General features: G+C 64.0%; 20 protein-coding genes. 5 read left to right on the forward strand and 15 right to left on the reverse strand.

The annotated features are described in order from the left end of the window. Positions 1-867: 867 nt before the first annotated feature. The 3 genes from ADADO0_RS10010 (at position 868) to ADADO0_RS10020 (ending at position 3733) form a co-directional block, all read left to right on the forward strand. The gene (locus tag ADADO0_RS10010) at positions 868-1353 is read left to right on the forward strand and encodes a hypothetical protein (RefSeq protein WP_511304984.1); all 486 of its coding nucleotides are present in this window, start codon (positions 868-870) and stop codon (positions 1351-1353) included. 485 nt (positions 1354-1838) lie between these two features. Further along, positions 1839-2648: an alpha/beta fold hydrolase gene (locus ADADO0_RS10015; protein WP_511304985.1), complete on the forward strand. Its 810-nt coding sequence runs from the start codon at positions 1839-1841 to the stop codon at positions 2646-2648. Positions 2649-2704: 56 nt separating this feature from the next. Further along, positions 2705-3733, forward strand: a complete 1029-nt coding sequence (locus tag ADADO0_RS10020; protein ID WP_511304986.1) for an amidohydrolase family protein — start codon at positions 2705-2707, stop codon at positions 3731-3733. A 203-nt stretch (positions 3734-3936) separates the two neighbouring features. On the opposite strand, the gene ADADO0_RS10025 is transcribed toward ADADO0_RS10020, so the two are convergent. From ADADO0_RS10025 to ku (ADADO0_RS10050), 6 genes are all read right to left on the reverse strand, one after another. Then, entirely contained in the window at positions 3937-4143 is a 207-nt protein-coding gene (locus tag ADADO0_RS10025; RefSeq protein ID WP_511304987.1) for a hypothetical protein, read from the reverse strand. A 119-nt stretch (positions 4144-4262) separates the two neighbouring features. After that, on the reverse strand, positions 4263-5855 hold the full coding sequence (locus tag ADADO0_RS10030; protein ID WP_511304988.1) for an FAD/NAD(P)-binding protein: 1593 nt from the start codon (positions 5853-5855) through the stop codon (positions 4263-4265). A 336-nt stretch (positions 5856-6191) separates the two neighbouring features. Continuing rightward, a complete protein-coding gene (yghU, locus tag ADADO0_RS10035) occupies positions 6192-7067 on the reverse strand; it encodes a glutathione-dependent disulfide-bond oxidoreductase (RefSeq protein ID WP_511304989.1) in 876 nt (291 codons plus the stop codon). 401 nt (positions 7068-7468) lie between these two features. Further along, positions 7469-8263 (reverse strand): non-homologous end joining protein Ku, encoded by a 795-nt coding sequence (gene ku, locus ADADO0_RS10040; RefSeq protein ID WP_511304990.1) that lies wholly within the window; start codon positions 8261-8263, stop codon positions 7469-7471. Next, positions 8263-10821: a DNA ligase D gene (gene ligD, locus ADADO0_RS10045; protein ID WP_511304991.1), complete on the reverse strand. Its 2559-nt coding sequence runs from the start codon at positions 10819-10821 to the stop codon at positions 8263-8265. Before ligD ends, ku (ADADO0_RS10040) begins: the two co-directional genes overlap by 1 nt. 2 nt (positions 10822-10823) lie before the next feature. Then, a complete protein-coding gene (gene ku, locus ADADO0_RS10050; RefSeq protein ID WP_511304992.1) occupies positions 10824-11696 on the reverse strand; it encodes a non-homologous end joining protein Ku in 873 nt (290 codons plus the stop codon). A gap of 181 nt (positions 11697-11877) precedes the next feature. Here ku (ADADO0_RS10050) and ADADO0_RS10055 point away from each other — a divergent pair, with 181 nt between their 5' ends. After that, entirely contained in the window at positions 11878-13410 is a 1533-nt protein-coding gene (locus tag ADADO0_RS10055; protein WP_511304993.1) for a phospholipase D-like domain-containing protein, read from the forward strand. Positions 13411-13416: 6 nt separating this feature from the next. On the opposite strand, the gene ADADO0_RS10060 is transcribed toward ADADO0_RS10055, so the two are convergent. From ADADO0_RS10060 to ADADO0_RS10100, 9 genes are all read right to left on the reverse strand, one after another. Beyond that, complete coding sequence (locus ADADO0_RS10060; RefSeq protein ID WP_511304994.1) at positions 13417-14400, reverse strand: lysylphosphatidylglycerol synthase domain-containing protein; 984 nt, start codon at positions 14398-14400, stop codon at positions 13417-13419. Then, entirely contained in the window at positions 14397-15257 is an 861-nt protein-coding gene (locus ADADO0_RS10065) for an endonuclease/exonuclease/phosphatase family protein (protein WP_511304995.1), read from the reverse strand. The genes ADADO0_RS10060 and ADADO0_RS10065 overlap by 4 nt, the downstream gene beginning before the upstream one ends. Positions 15258-15403: 146 nt before the next feature. Beyond that, a complete protein-coding gene (cls, locus tag ADADO0_RS10070; RefSeq protein WP_511304996.1) occupies positions 15404-16849 on the reverse strand; it encodes a cardiolipin synthase in 1446 nt (481 codons plus the stop codon). Positions 16850-17321: 472 nt separating this feature from the next. Then, complete coding sequence (locus tag ADADO0_RS10075) at positions 17322-18104, reverse strand: 2-keto-4-pentenoate hydratase (protein ID WP_511304997.1); 783 nt, start codon at positions 18102-18104, stop codon at positions 17322-17324. Then, complete coding sequence (gene fdxA / locus ADADO0_RS10080) at positions 18101-18433, reverse strand: ferredoxin FdxA (protein WP_511304998.1); 333 nt, start codon at positions 18431-18433, stop codon at positions 18101-18103. The genes ADADO0_RS10075 and fdxA overlap by 4 nt, the downstream gene beginning before the upstream one ends. Before the next feature lie 31 nt (positions 18434-18464). Then, the gene (locus ADADO0_RS10085) at positions 18465-19274 is read right to left on the reverse strand and encodes a shikimate dehydrogenase family protein (RefSeq protein WP_511304999.1); all 810 of its coding nucleotides are present in this window, start codon (positions 19272-19274) and stop codon (positions 18465-18467) included. A 465-nt stretch (positions 19275-19739) separates the two neighbouring features. Further along, positions 19740-22388, reverse strand: a complete 2649-nt coding sequence (alaS, locus tag ADADO0_RS10090) for an alanine--tRNA ligase (RefSeq protein ID WP_511305000.1) — start codon at positions 22386-22388, stop codon at positions 19740-19742. Between the two features lie 188 nt (positions 22389-22576). Beyond that, on the reverse strand, positions 22577-23653 hold the full coding sequence (recA, locus tag ADADO0_RS10095; RefSeq protein ID WP_511305001.1) for a recombinase RecA: 1077 nt from the start codon (positions 23651-23653) through the stop codon (positions 22577-22579). Between the two features lie 351 nt (positions 23654-24004). Then, the gene (locus ADADO0_RS10100; RefSeq protein WP_511305002.1) at positions 24005-24514 is read right to left on the reverse strand and encodes a helix-turn-helix domain-containing protein; all 510 of its coding nucleotides are present in this window, start codon (positions 24512-24514) and stop codon (positions 24005-24007) included. A gap of 39 nt (positions 24515-24553) precedes the next feature. Between ADADO0_RS10100 and ADADO0_RS10105 the strand changes: the two genes are divergently transcribed. After that, the gene (locus tag ADADO0_RS10105) at positions 24554-24778 is read left to right on the forward strand and encodes a BcepMu_gp16 family phage-derived protein (RefSeq protein WP_511305003.1); all 225 of its coding nucleotides are present in this window, start codon (positions 24554-24556) and stop codon (positions 24776-24778) included.

The raw sequence follows: 24778 nt of genomic DNA on the forward strand, positions 1-24778 counted from the left end.
GCCCCAACGACGCCAGTGGCAAAAAACGCGCCGGACGAGGGGGCGGTATAAGTTCCCCCAATCGCGGTAATTGCCCCTTTGTTGGAAAAGCTTTGAATCGTCGATGTGTTATCCAGCAATACCGCGTAATATTGGGCAGTGATGGTGCCGTTGTTGGTAACTGTGCCGATAGACCCTTGACCATGAAGGGCCGACGAAAATGCAGACTGCATGAGTCCGTTATTGACTAGGGTGCCGAGGGATATGCTTGTATCCACGCGCACAATATCGGCGCCAGCGCTGATCGTTCCGTTGTTCGTCAACGTTCCCGCATTCGCACCGATATAGATTCCAGAATTTTCACCCTGGATAACACCATTGTTTTCAATGTAACCGACGCTTTGAGCGCCGGGCTGATATTCGATAAGGATACCTGTGTTGGCGATCAGCGTACCATCATTGACAATTGTTCCGATCGTGCCACCGACAGCAATCTTAATCGCCGCTACTTCCGTTGGGCTACTACCAACCGCATTGATCAGGCCGACATTCGTCAAGGTTCCAATCGCGCCGGCGCTGAGGATGCCGATGGCAGCGGTAATCGTCGCCCCTGCTTCATTTACGAGCGCGGCTATGGTGCCGCCCGAGGCATTCACTATTCCCCTCGTGTCCGACTGATTCGAATCGAAAGAGTTGACGGCGGTAATGGTTCCACCGGTTGCATTTGTAAGGATGCCAATGACGCCGGAATTATAAATCCCCATCATACCGACATTGACGCCCCCGCCGCCGCCGCCGAACGCGTCCATATTTCCGTCGCTGCGGAGCAAGCCAGCGTTGCTGACAGCTTGAATCGTCCCTCCAAGATTGGCGATTGCCGCGGCAACCTTGAAGGTTCCGAAGTACATGCTCGCAGTAACGGTGATGTTTCCGGTGTTCGTGGCCGAAGAGATCGATCCACCGTTGTTCAGAAGGCCAGCAAATACCGACGGTATTGCAGCGTCAGACGTTCCGGTGACTCCGCTGAGGGTCAAGGATCCGCTGTTGATGAAAGTCCCGACGTTGGCGCTTGTGAACACATCCGCCATCGTGATGGTCGGGGAGGACGTCAACGTGGCGCCGGTCAGCGTGCCGGCGCTGGTGATCGACAAATTCCCGGCAGTCCAATCGATGCAGGCTGCGGTTGCGGCGAACGAGCCGCCGGTTGAGACCATGCAAGCCTGGGCCTGGACGAGTGTGGGGTTGGCCAGGCTCGCGAGTGTCGCCAAGAGCGAGACGCCGCCAAGAAGGCTCGCGCGGGCTACACGCGAACGACGGCAAAAGAGGTCCTGGCGCATGAAATGTCCCCGCGACGAATCCGTTGGCCGGATTTAGAATGTCATCTTTCTAAATACGCGACGCGCTACCCCTTAGTAAACGCTGGCCACAGACTCAAGCGCGCGGCGGCAATTTTATCCCTACATGGTGCAGATTTGACACGTAATCGCATGCTTTCCTGAGCCAGGCAGTGGACGTGACCATTGGATAAAATTCAATAAAATCTATCTCTATAAGGGGTTGCAGCTGTTGGCAGAATGATGCGGCTGCAAATCGGATGAATACACCCGAGTGTTGCTTGATTCATTCGGCTAGAGGCGATCAGGGCGGGTCGTTTTCCTAATCGCTTACACGCATCGGATGCATGCCCCCGCAAGTCTTGCCCGGCGCGTCTTGGGCGTTGGCGGAAACCGGGCCGGGTCGGCTCTCACGGCTCATATCCGTCCCGCGATCTGGGTCAGACATTTTTCCTGTATGCAGTGGTACACAATAGTGTTTAGGTGCGCCTCGCATTAGCGAAGCAGGGTCTTGGGTTAAGGGATATGCCAGCGATACATACCAATTCTGTCGGGCCGCCAGACGCACCGGTGATGCTGCTGATTCATCCCTGGGGCGCGCGCTCCGAGTTCTGGGATGACTGCATTCCATTATTGTCGAAAGACTTCCGTTGCGTCACATGCGATCTGCGCGGGGCCGGAAAAACGCCCGTCGCCGAGGGGCCGTGGACAGTGGACGACCATGTCGACGAACTGGTAGATCTAGTGGCTAATCTGGGCGTAGAGCGGTTGATCATCATCGCATGCGCGATAGGGTCGCTCATCGCCGCGCGTTATGCGGCGCTCGAGCCGGATCGGGTCGCGGGGCTCATTCTTTGCGGCACCGCGCCGGTCCTGGGAGAGGAGTCGCGGGTCCGGACCCAGGCCCGGCTCGATCAGGTGGCGGAGAAGGGCATCGGGGTCCTGCTGCCCACCGTGGTGGACATGGCGTTCGAGGGCCAGCCGCGCGATGCCCGCTACGACCGCTACCTCGCCATGTTCGCCGCCAACGATCCCAAGGGCTATATCTCCATCGCGTCCGGCATGATGGGCACCGACAACCGGGCGCTTCTGCCCCGCATCACCTGCCCGACGCTCGTGGTCGCGGGCGGGCACGACCGTCTCCTGCCGCCGTCCATGTCGGAGGCGGTGCACCACCTCGTGCCGCAGTCCGAATTCGTGGTGATGGAAGATGCCGCGCACTTCCCGCCGTTCCAGGCACCGGAGGCGTTCTGCGATCTCGTTACGGACTTTCTCGCACGCCGGGTGCCGGGCGCAGATGCGCATCGCCCGAGCGCCAAGGCAAACGAGGCATAGCGCGCCCTCCGCAAGGAGGTGCCCCCAAGCAGCGCCGCGGCGCGAAAGCATGTTCCATGATCGCCATAGACCTGCACAGCCACGTATTTCCAAAGCGCGTCCTCGACGCCATGCTGCGCGATCCGGAACGCTATGGCGCCAAGGCGAAGTCCGGCAACGGGATCAAGGTGCGCGAGCAGGACGGGATACTCTACTGGGACAATAACGGGCGCCTGACCGAGATCGAGCGGGAGCTTTACGATATCGACGCGAAGATCGCCGCTATGGACCGCATGAAGGTCGCGGTGTCGGCCATCTCCGTCGCCCCGCCCACCTATTTCTACTGGCTCACCCCGGAGATCGGGCGCGAGGCCTCTCGGCTTCAGAACGACGGCATCGCCGAGATGGTCGCGCGCTATCCGGACCGTCTCAGGGGCCTTGCGACCCTGCCGATGCAGGACCCCGATCTGGCGGTCGCGGAGCTTGAGCGTGCCGTCACCGAACTGGGCTTCAAGGGGGTTGAGCTTGGCACGTCCATTGAGGGCGAGCTTTTGGCCGACCCCAAATTCCGTAAGGTGCTTGAGGCGGTGGAGCGGCTGGGCTGCTTCATCTTTGCTCATCCCTATGCCTGCACCGCGAAGGGCGGCATGGAGGGCTATCAGCTTTTCAACACCATCGGCTTTCCGCTCGACGAAGTAATCATGGTGGCGCATCTGATGTTCAGCGGAACGTTGGATGCCCTGCCGGACCTGAAGATGCTGATCGCCCACGCGGGAGGTTACGTCCCATACCAAATGGGCCGCTTCCAGTGCGCCCACGCCAACCGGCCGATGGTCCGCGAGCATTCCAAAACCGATCCTCTGGACCTGCTGCGGCGGTTCTATTTCGACACCATCACCCACCATCCCCAGTCGCTGCGGTTCCTGATCGATCTCGTGGGCGCGGATCGTGTCACGATCGGTTCCGACAACCCCTTCGACATGGGCTATGCCGACCCCATCGCCGAGCTTGAGAAGGTGCCGCGCCTGACGGCGCAAGAGCGCCGCCAAATCCTGGAACTGACCGCCCGAAGCCTGCTCTGCGAGCATGATTTCAAGTGCGACTGAGGCGCCGATGCGATGCGGGATCTCCAGTTAGGGACGATCGCACCGACCTTTGCTCGGGATAGTCACGCGGCCGCGGTCAAAGCTTCCGTGTCACGCACGACAATGGCGAAGCGGTCTCCCAGGGCGGCAAGGCTTCCAATAGCCGCTGGGCCTCCTGCAAGGCGGGCGCCGCTCCCGGAAGCGCCAGAGCGCCGACGGTATATTCAAGCTGGGTAATCGATGAGCACGAGAACGGCTTCTGAAAACCGGCCAGGGCGCTGGGAGGCGCCGGCGAAATCAAGGAGCGTCGGGGCGCGCGAAAAGCGGGCGGATAGGCCCGCCTCTGCCTGCCCGGTGGACAGGGAGTTCAGCCCCGAGAGGGTTGAATACATCACCGCCGCCGAGGTGAACCAGGCGATGGCGAGCACCACGGTCAGGGTGTCCGGTAGGTTGGTGAAACACCGCCGGCACCAGGAAATAGAGCCGGAAGATCACGAATAAAAAATCTAAAGAAGGCAGCGCATTTTATTAGTCGCGCCGAAGGCCTTCTTTAGATCTGGTATTCGATCGTATCGTCCAATATTTCCGAGATGCTTTCATGCATGACAATATGCTCGGATACTCGGAATGATTGAAGGCGCAGCTCCGGGACTGCGACGCTTTCCCAAAGGGTTCCCCTCAGGATCGAGCCGATGGCGAAAAGAACCGTGGACGGCACGCCGTTGGCATCAATGACCGCGTAATTCGATGCCACGCGAATCCCAAGGTTCAACTCATCCGGCTGAACCATCCCATTCGCCAGGAGTGCCGCGAACAGCGGGTTCTCCGGGGGCAGCAAGCTCTCTCGGGGGCCCGTGCAGTTTATCACCGTGCCGGCGCCGATGGCGCGTTGACACCCTTGGCTTTCGACTGTGACGAACAGGGTCTCAGGGACTTCCACCGCAAATTTTAGGCGTCCTTTGATGATCTCCAGCCGGCCATCCGCGATAGCCCGCTGAAGGCGGTCATGCACGTCCGGCGCGATGCGGTGTCGGTTCACATTCCAGCGGGTCCGCAGATGGCGGTTGAACCGCTTTTTCTCGGCCAAGGAAAAGCCCTGCCAGATCTGCTGGGTTCGGGCGCGCAGCTTGTCGACCAGAATGGCCGGGTTGAGACCCTGGGCCTTAAGTGCGCGATAATGCGTCTTGAACAGGGTGAACATCTCCCGCAGGGAGATGTTCATGTCGTGCCCGTCGAGAAAATCCGGGTAATCGAATCCACGAAAATGCGGCAGCGGAAGCAGGCCGTTGCGCGAAACGGCACGGATTTTTCCCTGCCAATCCATGTCGAGCAACGACAAGACCGTGTCGACCATGGTCAGGCCGGTGCCGACCAGCAAAACATCGTCTTCGATTGCGGGCAGATGCTTTTCCCAACCGATCCAGGGATTGGCGATGTAGCGCTTGCTGTGGGGATCCAGGCCGCGTAGCGGGAAGTCGGTTGGAGGTTTGTTGCCCACCGCCAGCACGATGTGATCCGCGTGCAGGACGGCGCCGGACCGCAGGGTGACACTGGCCCCGTCGCCGTCCAGCGCAAGTGCCGTGGCCTCTTCGCGGTGCACCTCGAAAGACATCCCCTTCTGGGCTGAGAGGATAGAAGAGTAGGCCTGGAAAAGACCCTGGATGTAGTCGCCATAAACGCGGCGCGGAATGAACTTCTCGCGAAGCTCCGCAGGCGGAACGTCGAGATATTCGGATCGCGTCTGTAGCCACTCGACGAAATGGTTGGGCTGGTCCGCCAGCGCCGACATATTGCGCGCGGCGACATTGAGAAGGTGGCTACCGCTGCGGGTGTGGTAGGCGATGCCCCGGCACAGGATATCGCTCTTGTCGATGACGATGAGGTGCAGCGGAACCGTGCTCAATCGGGCGAGATTTACCGCCGTTATGGCACCGCTGAAGCCGGCGCCGATGATGATGATCGTCTTCATAGGCATCAGGTGTGAATCGGCTTTCGTGCCATCCGGGGAGCGCGCGAGCATACGCACCGCCAGCGGCCTTCCTAGCTTAAACTTTCTCCTGGCAGGATGGCGTGACGGCCGGCCCGAAAGGTCGCGCTTTTTCTCAGCGCGAAACGGCGACCCCGTGCGGGCGTGTTGCGTCATGCGCGGTGGCTCCCTCTCCCGCTTGCTGGGGAGGGCTGGGGAGGGGGCAGGAGCCTTAAGAAAAGGCTCTGCACCCGGCCATGTCTCACCCTGATGCGGCCGACCTTCGCCGCGTTTGCGGCGGCCTTGCGGACGCTCGGCATCGATGAGGGCGATCACGTCAGTCTGGCGATCGCGGCAAGCTTTCGTGGGCGACGCGTTTCTGGTGGCTGCTGCACGCCTTTGGGTTCGATCGCGTCAGCCTGCCGGAAGGGAGCCTTCTGGACGCCCGGAGCGGCCGGCTGCTCGATGCTCCGGCGCTACTCCAGATCAAGCTGGCAGGGAGAGGCTGTCAGTTTATGTCGCGGCGCCGATCTTGTCCTGGGTCTGGGTCTCGAAGTCGCTGGCGTCGTGGCGCTCGTGCAACTGGCTGGAAGGATCGCCGGAGGTGCGGTTCACCATACGGCCGCGCCGCACCGCGGGTCGTTCGAGGATGGCGTCGGCCCAGCGCTGGATGTGCGTGTACTCCTCGACCGAGAGGAATTCGGCCGCGTTGTACAGCCAGCCTTTGACGATGCCGCCGTACCAGGGAAACACCGCGATATCGGCGATCGTATATTCGCTGCCGGCCAGATATTCGCTCTCCGCGAGGCGGCGGTCCAGCACGTCGAGCTGCCGCTTCGCCTCCATGGCGAACCGGTCGATGGCATATTCGATCTTGGTTGGAGCATAGGCGTAGAAATGGCCGAAACCACCGCCGAGATACGGCGCGCTCCCCATCTGCCAGAACAACCAGGAGAGACACTCCGCGCGCGCCGCGCCTTGTGTGGGCAGAAGCGAGCCGAACTTCTCGGCGAGATACATGAGGATCGCGCCGGATTCGAAGACGCGGACCGGTTCGGGGCCGCTGCGGTCCATCAGCGCCGGAATCTTTGAGTTGGGATTGACCTCCACGAACCCGCTGCCGAATTGGTCGCCCTGACCGATCCGGATCAACCAGGCATCATATTCTGCGCCGCTGTGGCCGAGCGCCAGAAGCTCTTCCAGCATGATCGTGACCTTCTGGCCATTCGGTGTCGCCAACGAATAGAGCTGAAGCGGATGTTTGCCGACGGGCAGGTCTTTGTCGGACGTCGGGCCGGCGATCGGACGATTGATGTTCGCGAACTGGCCGCCGCTGGCCTTGTTCCAGGTCCAGGTCTTCGGCGGTGTGTATTCGGATGAACCGGCCATTTTCAAAGCTCCGAGTTCTCGTCGATCATGCAGGGCGATGCCACGCGGAGAGCACCACTGCCACATCGCCCGGCGCACTCCAAGCGGGTCGTTGTTTCAAAAACAATTGAAAGGCCGACGCGGAGCGCGCGTCGGCCAGGATTGACGTTACGTGCCAAAGCGTCAGGCGGATCGGCCGGCACGATGCCGGGACGCTGACTGTGTGATGTCGGCGTCGTAGAAGATATGCGACGGGCCGCTCGCGACAAGAACGATAGGATGTCCTGGAACGTGAGGGTCTTCACCATGAGAAGGCGGGTGCCGGAGCGCGAGCACACGGCCTCGATCACCACCGAGCCGCGATCATGTGGCCGGCCGTGGTGTCTCGTCCGCCGCCGGGGTGAACACCAAGACGTCTGAAATCACCGCTTGCCGTCGCCGCTTTTGAGGCTTCGGCGCAGGGCGTCCATGATGTTCACGACATTGTCCTGCGGCGGCTCGCTCGGCTTTGCCTTGCGCGCGCGGGAAGGGCGCTTGCGGCTCTTGGAGGCGATGAGGGCCTTCATGCCCTCCTGCATGGGGTCCTTCACCAAGGTCGGAGACCAGGCGCGGGTCCGGCTGTCGATGAGCTTGCGCACAAGCTCCAGGGACGCCGTGTCGGGCAGACCGCCCGCGTCCACTTCCCCCTCGAAGTCTCGAACCTCGTCGCCATCGCGCAGGGTCCAGAGCATGAAGCCGTTGTCGCGCGGTTCCAGCATCACGCCATGCTCGCGCCGATAGAGGACAAGGCGGGAGAGGGCGGCGGTGCCGGTCTTCGTCATGGCGTCGCGGATCACCGCGAATGCCTCCGCGCCCACCTTGTCGTCGGGCACCACATAATGCGGCTTGTCGAGATGGAGCCAACTGACGCTGTCGCGCGGGACGAAGTTTTCGATATCGATGGTGCGCACGGTTTCAAGGGCGATGGCGTCCAGCTCGTCGTCCTCGATCAGCACATAATTATCTTCGCCGGATTGGTAGCCGCGCGCCTCGTCTTCCTCGCGCACCGGCTTGCCGGTGGTCTCGTCGATATAACGCGTGACGATGCGATTGCCGGTGTCGCGGTTGAGGGTGTGGAAGCGCACCTTGTCCCGGTCGCTGGTCGCGGGGGTCATGGCAACGCGGCAAGTCACCAGCGATAGCCTCAGATAGCCTTTCCAGAATGCCCGTGGCGCCATCATGCCCTCCCTTTACGGCGTGCGGCCGGCAATGGTTTCGCGTGGGTCCGGAACTCGCCCCAAGGGTCTTGATCCAGGTGCGAAAGCCGCGCCGGGGCGTTCATTACCGTGAAGTGGGCCGGCCCGATGTCCCCTGACAATTCATCCCAGGCGAGCGGCATGGAGACGCTGGCGCCGGCCCGCGCACGGGTGGAATAGGGCGCCACCGCCGTCTGGCCGCGCTGGTTGCGCAGATAGTCGATCAGGATTTTGCCGCGCCGTTTCGCCTTGGCGATGGTCGCGACATAACGCTCGGGATCGTCCGAGGCCATCTCCTCCGCGAGCCCCTTGGTGAACGCCTTGACCGCCGGCCACGCCGCCTTGGGCTTCAGGGGCGAGACGACGTGAAGTCCCTTGCCGCCAGAGGTTTTCACGAAGCTTTCCATCCCCAGTGCCTTGAGCCGCGCGCGCACATCGAGCGCGGCGTCGATCACCTCTTGCCAAGAGACGCCCTCGCCGGGGTCGAGATCGAAAATCATCTGGTCCGGTAATTCCAGCGCATCGAGGGTCGATCCCCAGGGGTGGATTTCCAGCACCCCGGCTTGAACCAGGCCGATGAGGCCGTCGAGGTCCATCACGGTGATGAGCGGTTCTGCGGCCTTATCCTTGGGGTCCTGCGCGAGCTGGATCGCTTTGCTGGCGCCGCGCCACACATGCTTCTGGAAGAAGCATTGCCCGGCGGTCCCCTCGGGGCAGCGCACCAGCGCCAAGGGCCGGTTGACGATGAATGGCGCGATGCGCCGCCACACCCCGGAATAATAATCGGCAAGCCCCGCCTTGGTGACGCCGGCATCGGACCAATAGACACGATCTGGGTGGGTGAGCTTCACCTTGCTGGCGGGCGCTGCTTCCGGTTTCGCAGCAGCCTTGTCTGGCGCTTTCGGGGTTTCGTGCACGATCTCCTCCGCAGCCTTGTCCTCGCGCAGCCCACGGAAGGCCGCATGGCGCAGATGGCCGCTGGCGGTCCAGGCGCCGAATTCCACCTCCGCCACCAGTTCGGGCCGCACATAGCGCGCGCCGCGCGCCTCCTCGGCGGTGAGGCGCGCGCCAAACGGGCTGGAGGCACGGGAGAGGGGCTCCAGCGTCTTGAACAGATCCTTGGCGAGGGCGTCGGTGAAACCGGTGCCGACGCGGCCAACATGATGCAGCGTCTTGCCCTCATACACGCCGAGCAGAAGCGAGCCGATGGTCCGGGGCGCAACCGTGGAGGGCACGAAGCCGGCCACCACGAATTCCTGACGCGCCGTGCATTTCGATTTGATCCAGGTCTTGCCGCGGCCGCCGCGATAGGGCGCGTCGCGCACCTTTGAGATCACGCCCTCAAGGCTCAGCCGGCAGGCATGGCGCAGCACCATGTCGCCGCTTTCCTCGAAGTGGCCGCTGTAGCGAAGCAGGCTCTTGTGCGCCGGCATCATCCGCTCCAGCGATGCCTTGCGCTCCACGAGCGGCACAGCGGTGAGGTCGTCGCCGTCGAGATAGAGCAGATCGAACAGGTAGAAGCTGAAGCGGTCGCTCCGGCCTTCGCTGAGGTCGGCTTGAAGCGCGGAAAAGTCCGATGCGCCGGTGGACGTCTCCACCACGAGTTCGCCGTCGATGATGGCGGTTTCCAGAGGCAATTCCAGCAGGGCGGCGATCACGGCCTTGCCGAATCTGTCGGTCCAATCACGCCCGCTTCGGGTGAGAAGCTTGACGCCGCCGTCCGCGATATGCGCCTGAAGCCGATATCCGTCGAACTTGATCTCATGCAGCCAGCGCGCGCCGGCGGGTGGGTGTGTGGCGAGCGTCGCCAGAGCGGGCTCGATGAATTCCGGCATGGCGGCTTGCTTCGCGCCCTTGATCTTCGCGGGGGAGGGCGCGGCTTTCGCTATGGCCGTCTTGGCGGCGGGCTTTGGTTCGGTCGTGGTCTTTGCCTTGGCCTTGATGATCCGGCCGGTCTTGGAGGACCAGCCGGGTGTCTCGCCGGCGATATCGGCGATGTCGCGGCCGGTCTTCACGGATTCCGGGCGTTCTTCAAGAATATCGCCGGCATCATCGGGGCGGGCGAAAGCATCCTCGCCCTTGATGAGAAGCCAGTTCTCGCGCTTCTCACCGGGCTTCCCGTGCATGCGCACCAGATGCCAGAGCCCGCCGAGCTTCTCGCCCTTCAGCTCGAATTCCAGATGGCCCTTGGCGTAGCCCTTTTGGGCATCACCGATCGGCGTCCAGGTGCCCCGATCCCACAGGACGACGGTGCCGCCGCCATATTCCCCCTTGGGGATGGTGCCTTCAAACCCGCCATATTCCAGCGGGTGATCTTCCACATGCACCGCCAACCGCTTCTCGCCGGGGTTGAGGCTTGGCCCGCGCGTCACGGCCCAGCTTTTCAGCACGCCGTCCATCTCCAGGCGGAAATCGTAATGCAGGCGCGTGGCGTCATGCTTTTGGATGACGAAGCTGTTGCCGTGCTTGCGCGCCCGCCCGCCCTTCGGCTCGGCGGTGGCAGAGAAATTCCGCTTCTTGCGGTAGAGTTCGAGCGCCATTGTCAGCCCGCCTTCCGATGCGGCATGGCGGGCTTTTTCGCTGCCGCTTTTTTCGGTGTGCGCTTCGATGCTGCTGCGGTTTTGCCGGCGGGCTCGTCCTTGAGGTTCGCACTTTCGCGCAGGGCCGCCATGAGGTCGACGACCTTGCCGCGCGGCGCCTTCTTGGGCGGCGGGATCTTCCGTCCTTCGAGCTTCGCCTTCACCAGTTCCGCCAAGGCGGCCTCATAGCGATCGTCGAACGCCGAGGGGTCGAATTTGCCCTTCTTGGTGCCGATGATGTGGGTGGCGAGCTTCAGCATCTCGCCCGTTACCTTGACCTTCGGAATGTCCGCGAACACCTCTTCGGCGCGGCGGACCTCATAGTCGAAGTTTAGGGTCTCGGCGATCAAGGTGCCGTCCGCGCCGGGCCGGATGAGCAGCCGGCGCAGGCGTCGGAACAGCAGCGCCTCGCCCAGCGCCGCGACCTTCTTCTCCGCCATGCCGGCGGCGATCAGGTCGAATGCCTCGGCGCTGGCGGCGTCTGCGGGGGAGAGGAAATAGGGCCGGTCCAGATAGGCCTCGTCGATCTCCGCGCAGGGCAGGAAGGCGTCCACCGTGATGGTCTTGGTGTTCTCCGGCACCATGTCGGCGATTTCTTCCGGTTCGATGACGATGTATTCGCCGGTCGCCACCTCGTAGCCCTTCACCTGACTGTCGCTTTCTACCGGCTGCCCGGTCTCCGCGTCGACATATTGACGGCGCAGGCGCCCGCCGGTCTTGCGGGACACCATGTGCAGCGAGATACGCTCCGAGGCGGATGTGGCGGCATGGAGCGCCACGCCGCAGGTCAGTGCGCCGACGCTGAGAAAGCCCTTCCAAATCGCTCGCGACGCCATCGCTTCAATCCCTGGATTTGCGCGTCCATCCGCGCGGGGCGCAGGACGCGACGAGCGTGACAACAACCGTGGGGCGTTCGCCGTTCCACGCCGCGCCGCCAATCGCCGACCTGGAACCAAGCCGCAATTCCCGACTTCCCCCCATGACACCTTTTTATGGGCACTTTGCCGGAGGCGATCCGTGGCGCATTCCTCGTTCCTGAATTTTCCCCTGTTGCGACGGACCCAGGAAACCTTCCCCGCCCTCGCGCCACAGGTTCTGAAGGGGACGGCGCCCGTGCGGACGCGCGATCTCGACGGGCCGATCCTCTCCCCCGGCTGGAATTGCTGGCGCCTCGCGCGGGCGCACCGCGCAAGTGTGCTGGTCGACGGCTGCAATTATTTCGCCCAGCTTGAGAAGGCCCTGCAGGAGGCGCAGCGGTCCATCATGATCCTGGGCTGGGATTTCGACGGGCGGATCCGGCTTCACCCCGACAACGACATCACCCTCGGGCAGCTTCTGCGCCAGTTGGTGGAGGCGCGGCCCGAGCTTGAGGTGCGCATCCTGGTCTGGAGCAGCGCGGTGGTGCACGCCCCGAGCGCGCCTTCAGAACTGCTGATCGGCGACACCTGGCAGGAGCATCCGCGCATCCAGCTTCGCCTCGACACCACGCATCCCTTTTACGCCGCGCACCACCAGAAGGTGGTCTGCATCGACGGCGCTTTGGCCTTCGTGGGCGGCATGGATCTGACGGTGGACCGCTGGGACACCCCCGAGCACATCTACCAGGACCCGCGCCGCATGACCCCCTCCGGCGCCCCCTACGGGCCGGTGCATGACACCCAATTATTGGTGGACGGCGAGGCGGCGCGTGCGGTGTGCACGCTCGCCCACATCCGCTGGAACGAGGGCACGGGCGAGGACCTCGCCTTCTGCCCCGACGAGGTGGATTACTGGCCGCGCGGCCTTGAGCCAGACTTCAGGGAGATGGACGTCGGCATTTCCCGCGCCATGCCGGAATGGGGAAAGCGCAAGGCGGTGGGGGAATCCCCCCGCCTCACGGCGGACGCGCTGCGGGCGGCCCGGCACACGATTTTTCTTGAGGCGCAGTATCTCACCGCCGACTTCATCGCCGACGTGCTGGAGCAGAAGCTGAGGGAGCAGGATGGGCCGGACGTGGTCGCTGTGGTCAGCCGTGCCGCCCATACCTTGCCCGAGCGCCTCATCATGGGCGAAAACCGCGACCGGATGATCCGCCGCCTCACCCGCGCCGACCGCTATGACCGCTTCCGCATCTACCACCCCGTCGTGCCCTCGCCGGAGAATGACTGCGCGGTGCTCATCCATTCCAAGCTGATCCTGGTGGACGATCGTTTCCTGCGGGTCGGCTCCTCCAACCTGAACAACCGCTCCATCGGCCTCGACACCGAGCTGGACATGTCGATTGAGGCCCAGGACGAAGACGGACGCGCCGCAATCGCGGCGGTGCGCGATCGCCTGCTGGGCGAGCATCTCGGCGTCGCGCCGGAGCAGGTCGGGCAGGTTATCGCCAAGGAGGGCTCGCTGGTGCGCGCCATCGAGCGGCTGAACACCGGTACCCGCGGGCTTCGCGCGTTCCCGGCCATCGACACCGAGGGTCCAGTGCGCCCGGTGTTCGCCACGGCCCTGCTCGACCCGTCGCGCCCGTTCGAGCCGCTGTGGATGCTGAAGCGGCGCAAGCGCAAGGTTCGGTGACGGAGCCTAGTCCGTCTTGCGCATCACCGCTTCGCTGGCCATCAGGGCCAGGGTGCCGAGCACCAGCGGCGCCAGGAAATAGGTGAAGCGGAACAGCAGCAGGGCGCCCACCAGATTGGCGCCCGGCAGCAGATGTTGCACAACAGTCTCGATCACCCCCAGCCCGCCCGGCACATGGGTCACCATGGTCGCCGCATTGGCGATGACATAGGCGGCGGTGACGTCGGCAAAACCCACCTCCCGCACCCCCGCCAGCGCCTGATGAAGGCATGCCGCGACACAGACGAAATTGGCGATCCCCACCGTGACCTGCGCCAGTGCCAGCTTCACGGAGGGAAATTCCAGGCGCCAAGTCCGGATCACCAGAGGCGCGCGCCAGAACGCGGCCAGCGCCACATAGCCGGCCGGCGCGGCGAGACAGGCGAGGGCAAGGCCATAGGCAGTGGCGCGGGACAGCCCCGCCATCTCTTGCGCCGCCTCCGGCCGCAGCAGCAGGGCGATGCCCGCGAGGCCGGTCAGGCCCAGGCCCACGGCGGTACCGCAGAACACGATCACCTTCGCCACGTCGCCGGCGCTGAGCCCCCAGCGGGAATAATAGCGATAGCGCACGGCGCCCGAGGAGAGCGCGGCAAGGCCGATATTATGGCCGAGCGATAGGCTGACGAACGAGGCCAGCGCCGCCTTGGGATAGGGCAGGGGCTTTCCCGCATAGCGCAGGCCGAGATAGTCGAAAAAGCTGAGGCAGATATAGCTTCCCGCCGCGAACGCAATACTCGCCGCAATGCGCCAGGCCGGGACGGCGGAAACCGCCGCCTGGAGTTCACTGAAGCTGTAGCGGCTGAGCGAGCGGTGCAGCAGGAACACGCCAAGCGACACGGCGGCCAGCGCCACCGCGATCTGGAACGCACGGGTCCGGAACAGCGCAACGAGGCGGCGCCAGGTGCCGCCCCAGAATGACGCGTGCTCGCGCCGATCCTGCCAGGACGTCATATCGCAACCCCCGCAACGACTGGCGCGGCAAGCGCCATTTCGCCAAGCGCCATCTCAGTCGCCGGCACCAGCAGGTCGACGCACAGCGGCAGATGGTCCGACGCCACACGCGCCGCGCCGGTGCGCAGGATGCTGACGGTGTCGGTAGTCACGCCGCCACCCACGAACGCATGGTCGAGACGCAGCACCGGCAGGCGGCTCGGGAAGGTGGGCAGCGGGCTCTGCCCGTTCATCCGCTGCACGTCCTGTAACTGCGCGGCAAGGCGCCGGTAGGCGCGGGAGACGGGCGGCGAATTGAGATCGCCCATCAGCACCACCGGCCCGGTGCAGGCGGGGTGGCCGAGCCAGTCCGGCCCCAACAGGGCGTCCGCCTGGGCTAGACGTTCCTGCGCCAGCAGGCCGAAATGGGTGTTGATGATCTGCACCCTGGCGCCCGGCAGATGTGCCTCCACCCAGAGCGCGCCGCGCGGTTCGGTGCGCAAGCGGCCCCCGGGCAAGGCGCCCGCCTTTACCAGCCTGAGCGGCAGGGTTGAGAGGATGGCGTCGCCATAGAGTTCTTCCACCACCCGGATAGCGGGGTGGAAATGCAAATTCATGCGCAGCGCCGAGGCGATGGCCTGCGCCTGATCCACGCCGCCGCTGCGCGCGCGGTTCACGTCCACCTCCTGGAGCGCCACCACCTGCGCGCCGCTCTCCGCGATCACCTGCGCGATGCGCTCGGGGGCATAGCGCCCGTCCAGGCCGTAGCAGCGGCGCACATTGTAGGTGAGGATCCGGAGCCGTGCGGGCGGCGCCAGCGCGAGGGAATGCGAGCTTGCGGGCGCCAATTGGGCTGGGGTGATCTCGAAAACTGCCATTTCCAGACAACGCCGTCAGGCCTTCGCGGTTCAATCTCCTTTTCCGCGTCATGCTTGGCCCGGTATCTCGGCCTCAAGGAGCGTCGCGTAATGCGCGATAGCTCCCTCTCCCGCTTGCGGGGAGGGAATACCGCAGCGATCCCCGCTCAGAGCACCGGGCCGAGCGTCGCGATGGAATTGTCCCAGAGCTGGCGCCATTTGCTGGTTGCGTCCACCTGCGCGCGCGTCACCGGCGGGGCGGCATCCAGGAACACCTGCTGGCGTGCCCTCAGCGTCTTGGTGAAGGCTTCATCGTGCAGCAGGATGTTGTTTTCCGCGTTCAGCTCGAAGCTGCGGCGGTCGATGTTGGCCGAGCCGATCAACGCCACCTCGCCATCGCAGGTGAGCGTCTTGGCGTGCAGCAGGCCGCCGACATATTCGCGGATCTCGACGCCGGCATCCAGCAGTTCGCGATAATAGCTGCGGCTCGCCGCCGCCACGATCCAGGAATCGTTGCGCCTGGGAAACACTATGGTGGTGGCGACGCCGCGCCGCGCGCTGGCGCACAAGGCAGCCTGGATCGGCTCATCCGGGATATAATAGGGCGTCGTGATCACCAGCTCGTGCCGGGCCGCGTTCATCAGCGAGATGAACGTCTCCGGCATCGCGGAATAGCGCACGTCCGCCCCCGAGCCGATCACCTGGGCGATGAAACCCGGCACCGGCGGGGGCAGGGGCTCGGCAAACATCGGGCTTAGGTCCTCGTCGCTCTGCGCCATCCAATTGCTGGCGAACAGATGCTGGTTCTGCCGCACCACGGGCCCCTCGAACCGCGCCATCACATCCACCCAGGGCGCGAACTTGGCCTTCACCGCGAACGCCGCGTCGGCGCAGTTCTGGCTGCCGCAGTAGGTGATGGCATTGTCGATCACCAGGATCTTGCGGTGATTGCGCATGTCGATGCGGCCCTTGAAGGGGCGCAGCAGCGGGTTGCCGATGGGCAGCGCCGCACCGAGCTTCACCCCGCTCGCCGCCATGTCTTTCCAGTGCGCCGAGCGGATAAGGGCGCGCGAGCCGAGATCATCCGCCAGCGCCCGGCAGGTGACGCCCCGCGCGGCCGCGCGCTTCAGCGCCTCCACCATCTTCAGGCCGCTGCCGTCCGCCAGCCAGATGTAGAACAGCACATGCACGCTCTCGCGCGCGGCATCGATGTCCTTCACCATGGACGCGATTGAGGCGGCGGAATCCGCCATCAATGTCGCCCGGTTTCCCGCGACCGGGAGATAATGACTCACCGAACGGCCGACCCGGAACAGCAGCACGAACCGGTCGGGCACATTCGCCTCCACCGAAGGGCCGGCCACCGTCTCGGCGGGCGGCAGTTGCGCAAACGCCTGCTTCAATCGCCGGATGCGGTTGCGGCCCAGATTGACCTCGCCGAACAGGATGTAGGCCAGCACACCGAGCAGCGGCGCGATCAATATGACCAGCACCCAGGCAAGCCGGGAGGACGGCTCGCGATGGGGGCGCAGCAGCGCGCGCACGATGAAGATGAGCTGGAGGGTCACATGAACGGCGAATAAGACCCAGGCGAGAACGGCGGAATCATGCATGTCGAGCAGGCACCAGAGAGGGTGTTTCCCCCATTAGATCATGTTTGCCGCTTGAGCGAGGTGCGAGAGAGGGCGGGACCGGTGCGTTATGCGGCGCGCCCGCTCTCTCGCGTGTGGGCAGGGCCGGTTCCCCCAAAGGCAGAGGCGTCGGTGCGTGGCACGCGGCCAGCCAGATCCAGGCATGCGAGGACCGCGAGCGCACCCTCCACGTTAGTCTCGCCCTCACGGGGGCGTCGCCGCCGCCGGTGCCAGCCCCGCCCGGTTCGCCCAGTCTGTCACCACCAGCGGCGGGCTCGCCACAAGGCCGCTCTCGCTGGCCTGCCGCAATGCTTTGCCACCACACCTTCGAGATCGGCCGCACAAGCCGACGCGAAGCGGGCGAATACCACCTGGAATGCCGCCGAATTCAGCGGCCCCAGGACACGCCTGCCCGCATAGGGAGGGGGCGGGCCACCATGATGTTACGGTCTTTTCAGGCGCGAAGCCTCAGCGTGATGATGCCCAGCGGTCCGAAATCCGCGACCGCCAGGCAGGCACGATCAATCGGCAAAGGCGTGATGGCGGAACCCGTGGTTACGATCTGGCCCGCGCGCAGCGGGCTCGACAGCGGCTGCGCGTTGGCGAGCGCCAGGACCGCTTTCAACGGATCGCCGAGGATGCGGGCGCCGGTGCCGGTTGCCGCCGGTGCGCCGTCCAAGGTCAGGTCCACCTTTGCCCCGCAGCGGTCGAATTGGAGCCAATCCACCAAGTCCGTGCCATGGACAAACGCGCCGTTGCCCATGTTGTCTGCGAGCCGCAGTGCGCCCGGCGCATTGGGGGGCACCCGCCCGTCCGCCACCTCGAATGCGGGAATGATGGCGCTGACCGCATCCGCCACCTCTTCCAGCGTGTAAGGTGTGGCGCGCGGCGGGAGATCGCGGCCCAGCCGGAAGGCGAATTCGCACTCCAGCATCGGCGTGAGGAATCCCGAAAGCGGCAGATCGGCGGGCGCGGCGTGGACCGCACCGGCGAGCAGCGGCCCGGCGACCGGGCGGGCACCGCCATAGGCGCCCTGATCGGCGGGATTGAGCGCCGTCACCTTCCACCCGCGCACCGCCTCTCCGGCAAGCCGCACGATTTCGGCCTGAACCGCATAGGCATGTTCAGGTGTCTGCGGGAACGACCCCTCGATGCGGGCCCATCTCCCTGCCTGGCGCGCGGTGTGGAGTTCCAGCGCGAGCGCGCCTGCCTCCACATTTGCCTCCAGCCCGCTCATCGCGGCGCCGGGGTCGGGTCGAACGATGAGACCTTGTCCACCACGCCGTTCCAGGCGTCGGCATCAGGCGGGGCTGGAAGCCGCTTTGTCAGGTTCGGCCATTGCAGGGCGAAGGTGCGATTATGGTCGAGCCATTCGGAGTGGCCGTCATCCCCCTCGGCCTTGATGGCATCAGCAGGGCATTCCGGCTCGCAGACACCGCAATCGATGCATTCGTCGGGATTGATGACGAGCATGTTCTCGCCCTCGTAGAAGCAATCGACCGGGCAGACCTCCACGCAGTCGGTGTATTTGCAGCGGATGCAATTTTCAGTGACGACATAGCCCATGGGGTGCCTCGTTTGGGATGTCTCGTTCAGATCAGGCGGCGGCGAAGGCGGCGCGGGAGAGGCCGAAATACGCCATCATCAGATCGCGCTGCCCATCCAGCATGTGCTTGCCCTGGTGGATCTTGCAGCCGCGCGCGGCGGCGGCATGGAGCAGCGGCGTGGTCTCCGGCTTCATCAGCACTTCCGCCACCAGCGTGGAGGGCTCGGCCTTTTCCACATCGAAGGAGAAGCCATCGCCCGCCTCCAACCCGAGCGGCGTGGTATTGACCGCGATGTCGTGGCCGCGGGGATCGCGCGTGCCGAAGGCTACCTCTACCTCAGGAAAAGCCGCCTTCACACGCGCCAGCAGCGCCTCGCCTCGCTCACGCGTGCGGTTGAAAATTGTCAGCGCCTGGATGCCCGCCCCGGCGAGGGCAAAGGCAAGCGCGCTCGCTGCGCCACCCGCGCCGGCGAGATACACCCGCTTTCCCCGCACATCGGTGCCGGCCCGCGCGAGGCCGGTAACGAAGCCGTGGCCGTCCAGCATGGTGCCGGTATAAGAGCCGTCAGGCTCGCGCCGCACGGTGTTCACCGCCTCGACCAGCGCCCCGTCGCGCCCCAGATGGTCCATCATCGTCGCGACCCGCGCCTTGTGCGGAGCGGTGACGATGAAGCCGTCGAGATTGGCGATCGCCTTCAGCCCGGCGATGCCCGCCTCCAGATATTCGGGGCGAATCTGGATCGGCACGCAGACGGCATCGATGCCGTGCTCGGCGAAATAGGCATTGAACACGATGGGCGTGCGCACATGGGCGACAGGGTCGCCGATGATCGCGAAAAGGCGGGCACTTCCGGCAACCATCGGGCGCTTCCTTATTAACTATCTAGTTAGATAGATAATAAGGAAGCGATCCGTCTTGTCAATTTGAGCTGCGCTTTTGAAGCTGTTCGGTGGGCGCCTGTCCGCGATGCGCGGGCCGGAAGGTTATCGCATGCGTTGGTTTGATGCAGGGGCAGGACCGCCCCGCGGAAACGAACGCGCGAAGGTGACGGCGGCAGGCGCGGACCTGGGCTCCGTCCACGCAAGCACGGTTTGAACAAGCAAAGTTTGAAATTGCGCGGGACCACCGCAGACGTACGGCTGCCCCGCCGGCCTGTTGGGCTAATTGGCCTCATCACCGCCACTTAGCTGGGCACGCAAATGTCCGCCCACATAGATGTCGCGTCCCGTCCTGGTCCGCCGGCTTGGTCAGCTACGCATCGGCAAAGCGAGGCGAACCGGTCTCCACGACCGATCGCCGTCCACCCGCCGAGGCATCCCGGCAGATCAACCCGCCAGGGCACTCTCGATGGCGTCCAGCGCGTCCTGCGCCTTCGATCCGTCCGGTCCGCCGGCCTGGGCCATGTCGGGACGCCCGCCGCCGCCCTTGCCTCCCAGCGCCTCGGCGCCGCGTCGTACCAGGGCCACCGCGTCGAAACGGGCGGTGAGGTCGGCCGTTACGCCCACGACGATGCCGGCGCGCCCATCCTCCGTCACCCCGACGATGGCGACCACGCCGGACCCGAGGCGCTTCTTGCCTTCGTCGACGAGGCTCTTGAGATCCTTCAGGTCGATGCCCGAAACATGCTTGGCGAGCAGCTTCACATCGCCCACATCCTTGGCGGCGTCTTCGCCCGCCCCGCCCCCGCCCATGGCCAGCTTGCGCTTGGCATCGGACAGGTCGCGCTCCAGTTTGCGTCGCTCGTCGACCAGAGCCGCCACGCGGGCCTCGACATCCCCGACGGGCACCTTCAGCGAGGCGGCCGCGGCCTGGAGGGCTGCGTTTGCCGTATTCAGGTGATGCCGCGCCTGGGTCGCGGTCAGCGCCTCGATCCGCCGCACGCCGGCGCCCACCGCGCTCTCCGACACCAGGGAGACCAAGCCGATATCACCGGTGCGCCCCACATGGGTGCCACCGCACAATTCGATCGAGAACGGCGCGCCATTGCCCGCGTCCGTTCCCATGGAGACCACGCGCACTTCCTCGCCATACTTCTCGCCGAACAGCGCGCGGGCGCCGGAGGTGATGGCATCGTCCACCGCCATCAGCCGGGTTTCCACCGGCTCGTTGCGCAGCACATAGGCGTTGGCGATTTCCTCCACCTCGGCGACCTCGTTGGCGGTCATCGGCTTGGGGTGGCTGAAATCGAACCGCAGCCGGTCGGGCGCAACCAGCGAGCCCTTCTGGGCGACGTGATCGCCGAGCACCCGACGCAAGGCCTCATGCAGCAGATGGGTGGCGGAATGGTTCGCCCGCACGGCGGCGCGCCGGGCGTGGTCAACCTCCAGCGCCAGAGCCGTGCCGCGCGTCAGCGCACCCTCCGCGACCTGAACCTCGTGGACGAAAAGATCGCCCAGTTTCTTCTGGGTGGAAAGCACCGTGGCCCGGACGTCCTCGCCGGCCAACAGGCCGGTATCACCCACCTGGCCACCAGACTCGCCATAGAAGGGGGTCTGGTTCAATATCACGACCCCCTGCTCGCCGGCCTTGAGTGTGTCGACCTCGACGCCGTCCTTCACCAGGGCGCAGACCACCCCCTCGGCGCTCTCGGTGTCATAACCGAGGAATTCGGTCGCGCCCTCACGCTCGCGCAGGGCAAACCACACCGTGTCGGTCGCAGCTTCCCCCGACCCCTGCCAGGCGGCACGCGCATCGGCGCGCTGGCGCTCCATGGCGGCATCGAAGGCGCTGGTATCCACCTGGATGCCACGGCCGCGAAGCGCGTCCTCGGTGAGATCCAGCGGAAAGCCGTAAGTGTCGTAGAGCTTGAAGGCGACCTCGCCGGGGAAATTGTCGCCCGAACCCAGGCCCGCGCTTTCCTCTTCCAGGATGCCGAGGCCGCGCTCAAGCGTGCGGCGGAAGCGGCGCTCCTCGAGCAGCAAGGTCTCGGAGGCAAGCGCCTCGGCGCGCACGATCTCGGGGTAGGCGCGGCCCATCTCGCGCACCAGGATCGGCACCAGGCGATGCATCAGCGGATCGCGCGCGCCCAGAAGCTGCGCGTGGCGCATGGCCCGGCGCATGATCCGGCGCACGACATATCCGCGCCCCTCGTTCGAGGGGAGAACCCCGTCGGCGGTGAGGAAGACGGCGGCACGCAGATGGTCGGCGATGACCCGGTGGCTCGCCTTCTGCGGTCCTTCCGGCGACACGCCGGTGAGTTCGGCGACCTCGGCGATGATCGCCCGCATCAGGTCGGTCTCGTAATTGTCGTGCGTGCCCTGCATCAGCGCGGAGATGCGCTCGAGCCCCATGCCGGTGTCGATGGACGGACGCGGCAAGGTCACCCGCTCGCCGCCCGGCAGTTGCTCGAACTGCATGAACACGAGGTTCCAGATCTCAATGAACCGGTCGCCGTCCTGGTCGGCGGAGCCGGGAGGGCCGCCGGGAATGTGATCGCCATGATCGAAGAAAATCTCCGAGCACGGCCCGCACGGCCCGGTGTCGCCCATCGCCCAGAAATTATCGGACGTGGGGATGCGGATGATCCTGTCGTCCGGCAGGCCGGCGATCTTCTTCCAGAGCGCGTGGGCCTCATTATCCTCGGAATAGACCGTGACCAGGAGCCGGTCCTTCGGCAACTCGAACTCGCGCGTTACGAGATTCCAAGCCAGCTCGATGGCCCGGTCCTTGAAATAGTCGCCGAAGGAGAAATTCCCCAGCATCTCGAAAAAAGTGTGATGGCGGGCGGTGTAGCCGACATTGTCGAGATCATTGTGCTTGCCGCCGGCGCGCACGCATTTCTGCGCGGAAACGGCGCGGGAATAGGGGCGCTTCTCGATGCCGGTGAAGACATTCTTGAACTGCACCATGCCCGCATTGGTGAACATGAGCGTCGGATCGTTGCGCGGAACCAATGGAGACGAAGAGACCGCCTCGTGGCCCTGCTTGACGAAATAGTCGATGAAGGTCGACCGGATCTCGTTGACGCCGCTCATGTGCCGATCACCATCGCTTCTTGGACACTGCCAGACGGCACCTCGCGCGGCACCGGTGCCTCGCGACGCCGAATGAAAGGCACCGCAAAGGGACCCGACCCTTTAGCGATGCCGTTTCCGCTTGTCCAGAAAGGCGTATCGGAGGACGCCTCGCTCAGGGTCGGGCGTTCGCAATGCCCGAGATCCCCTTAAGCGTCGGAATCGTCGTCCTCTTCCGGGGTGCCGGCGAGAATCTGTTCCGCGATCAGGCCGGAATTCTGCCGGATCGCGGCTTCGATCCGTCCCGCGATTTCCGCGTTCTGCTTGAGGAACGTCTTGGCATTCTCACGTCCCTGTCCCAGGCGCTGGCTGTCATAGGAGAACCAGGCCCCGGACTTCTCCACGATGCCGGCCTTTACACCGAGATCAAGCAATTCACCGGTCTTGGAGACGCCTTCGCCATACATGATGTCGAATTCGACCTGCTTGAACGGCGCAGCCAGCTTGTTCTTGACCACCTTCACGCGGGTCTGATTGCCCACCACCTCCTCGCGCTCCTTGATCATGCCGATGCGGCGGATGTCGAGGCGGACGGAAGCGTAGAATTTCAGCGCATTGCCACCCGTGGTGGTCTCGGGTGAACCGTACATCACGCCGATCTTCATCCGGATTTGGTTGATGAAGATCACCATGGTGTTCGATTTGGAAATGGACGCCGTGAGCTTGCGAAGCGCCTGGCTCATGAGCCTGGCCTGCATGCCGGGCTGGCTGTCGCCCATCTCGCCGTCGAGTTCGGCGCGCGGTGTCAGCGCCGCGACGGAATCCACCACCAGCACGTCGATCGCGCCGGAGCGCACAAGCGTGTCGGCAATCTCCAGCGCCTGCTCGCCGGCGTCCGGCTGCGAGATCAGGAGATCATCCAAATTCACGCCTAGCTTGCGGGCATAGATCGGGTCCAGCGCATGTTCGGCATCGATGAAGGCGCATACCCCGCCCTTTTTCTGTGCTTCCGCGACAGTGTGGAGTGCGAGCGTGGTCTTGCCGGAGGATTCCGGCCCGAAAATCTCCACCACACGCCCCCGCGGCAAGCCGCCGATGCCGAGCGCAATATCCAAGCCCAGCGACCCGGAGGGCACGGTCTCGATTTCCATGACCTTGCCGCTCTTGCCGAGCCGCATGATCGAGCCTTTACCGAAATGCCGCTCGATCTGCGACAGCGCGGCGTCGAGTGCTTTCGTCTTATCCATTGAGGAGCCTTCGACGAGTCTGAGAGTCGACTGAGTCATCGCTGTGTGGCCTTCCAAGCGCAAGGGCTATCGCGTAGAGAATTTGTACTTCATTTGTTCCGCGTTCGCAATATGTTCTCATGAAGCTCGGTGGATTTATATTGTTGGTGGGAGGGCTTTCGCTTTTTGTCGATTTGGCTGGATGCGATCGCCGGAGCTATTTGTCGGTCTTTCGGTCGCAAAACGTTGCAAATCAAAGACAGTGCATGTTCCGCAATCGGAAATTTGGGGAACGCCAGGACTAGAGTTCGACAGATATATACGGAACACTCTGATTTAACTTGTTTTTTTGCGGCCTTCATTCCTGCGCAGGGCTGCGGTGAAGCCTGATTGCGGACCCTATTGCGGACCCTAGTCCTCGCTGCGCTTCATTTTGAGCAAGGCGAGCTTGGCCCCCTCCGCATCGCCCTTTCCCTCAGAGACAAGCTGCTCAAGTAATTGTCGAAACTCTAGCTGAAGCTGAAGAAATTCCGCACCGGCCCTTATTGCTGGATCATAGCCGTCACCGGGAAAATCAGGCAACTTGATGAAGCCATACCTGTCTAAAATCCGAAATATCTGACCCAATATTTCGGTATCCAAAATCGCTGATGAGTTACGATCAATCGTCACCCGGCCGGTGAGCAAATAATCTAGCGGAATACCGTATTTTCTGCATGCCGGTCGCAGTTTTGCCAGCGGGATGGAATTACGCGCACGCCAATTTGAGAGGGTAGGCCGCGAAACAGAGAGCAGCGCCGCCAAATCCGCGTCCGCCGATATCTCAAGAGCACCCTTCAACCGGTCAAGGATCTGCGCCGCGTCGCGTTCCGGCACCGTCACGCCATTGGGCTTCGCGCTATCTTTCATTTCGATTGACATTTTGTGAATTCAATTCACTTTATGTGAATAGACGTGAACATGGATGTCATCATGAACTGCGATGGGCGGGAAGTGAAGCGGCGGTTTCAAGCCGAGGGGGTGAGCATCGCGGAGTGGGCTCGCAGCCATGGCTTCAGCCAGAAGCTTGTTTATCGGGTGCTTGATGGGTCAGTTCGCGGCCTTCGCGGACAAGCGCATCAGATCGCCGTCGCGATTGGCCTGAAAGACGGGCCTCGCCCAACAGCAGATACGAGACGTGGCTGA

It is taken from the genome of Aquabacter sp., assembly GCF_965279295.1.
Taxonomy (GTDB): Bacteria; Pseudomonadota; Alphaproteobacteria; order Rhizobiales; family Xanthobacteraceae; genus Aquabacter.

What these genes read in the sequence shown, in the direction of transcription:
- ADADO0_RS10015 (WP_511304985.1), top strand. Translation starts at nt 1,839, where the DNA reads ATGCCAGCGATACATACCAATTCTGTCGGGCCGCCAGACGCACCGGTG.
- ADADO0_RS10020 (WP_511304986.1), top strand. Translation starts at nt 2,705, where the DNA reads ATGATCGCCATAGACCTGCACAGCCACGTATTTCCAAAGCGCGTCCTC.
- ADADO0_RS10030 (WP_511304988.1), bottom strand. Translation starts at nt 5,855, where the DNA reads ATGACGCAACACGCCCGCACGGGGTCGCCGTTTCGCGCTGAGAAAAAG.
- yghU (WP_511304989.1), bottom strand. Translation starts at nt 7,067, where the DNA reads ATGGCCGGTTCATCCGAATACACACCGCCGAAGACCTGGACCTGGAAC.
- ku (WP_511304990.1), bottom strand. Translation starts at nt 8,263, where the DNA reads ATGGCGCCACGGGCATTCTGGAAAGGCTATCTGAGGCTATCGCTGGTG.
- ligD (WP_511304991.1), bottom strand. Translation starts at nt 10,821, where the DNA reads ATGGCGCTCGAACTCTACCGCAAGAAGCGGAATTTCTCTGCCACCGCC.
- ku (WP_511304992.1), bottom strand. Translation starts at nt 11,696, where the DNA reads ATGGCGTCGCGAGCGATTTGGAAGGGCTTTCTCAGCGTCGGCGCACTG.
- ADADO0_RS10060 (WP_511304994.1), bottom strand. Translation starts at nt 14,400, where the DNA reads ATGACGTCCTGGCAGGATCGGCGCGAGCACGCGTCATTCTGGGGCGGC.
- ADADO0_RS10065 (WP_511304995.1), bottom strand. Translation starts at nt 15,257, where the DNA reads ATGGCAGTTTTCGAGATCACCCCAGCCCAATTGGCGCCCGCAAGCTCG.
- cls (WP_511304996.1), bottom strand. Translation starts at nt 16,849, where the DNA reads ATGCATGATTCCGCCGTTCTCGCCTGGGTCTTATTCGCCGTTCATGTG.
- ADADO0_RS10075 (WP_511304997.1), bottom strand. Translation starts at nt 18,104, where the DNA reads ATGAGCGGGCTGGAGGCAAATGTGGAGGCAGGCGCGCTCGCGCTGGAA.
- fdxA (WP_511304998.1), bottom strand. Translation starts at nt 18,433, where the DNA reads ATGGGCTATGTCGTCACTGAAAATTGCATCCGCTGCAAATACACCGAC.
- ADADO0_RS10085 (WP_511304999.1), bottom strand. Translation starts at nt 19,274, where the DNA reads ATGGTTGCCGGAAGTGCCCGCCTTTTCGCGATCATCGGCGACCCTGTC.
- alaS (WP_511305000.1), bottom strand. Translation starts at nt 22,388, where the DNA reads ATGAGCGGCGTCAACGAGATCCGGTCGACCTTCATCGACTATTTCGTC.
- recA (WP_511305001.1), bottom strand. Translation starts at nt 23,653, where the DNA reads ATGACTCAGTCGACTCTCAGACTCGTCGAAGGCTCCTCAATGGATAAG.
- ADADO0_RS10100 (WP_511305002.1), bottom strand. Translation starts at nt 24,514, where the DNA reads ATGTCAATCGAAATGAAAGATAGCGCGAAGCCCAATGGCGTGACGGTG.
- ADADO0_RS10105 (WP_511305003.1), top strand. Translation starts at nt 24,554, where the DNA reads ATGGATGTCATCATGAACTGCGATGGGCGGGAAGTGAAGCGGCGGTTT.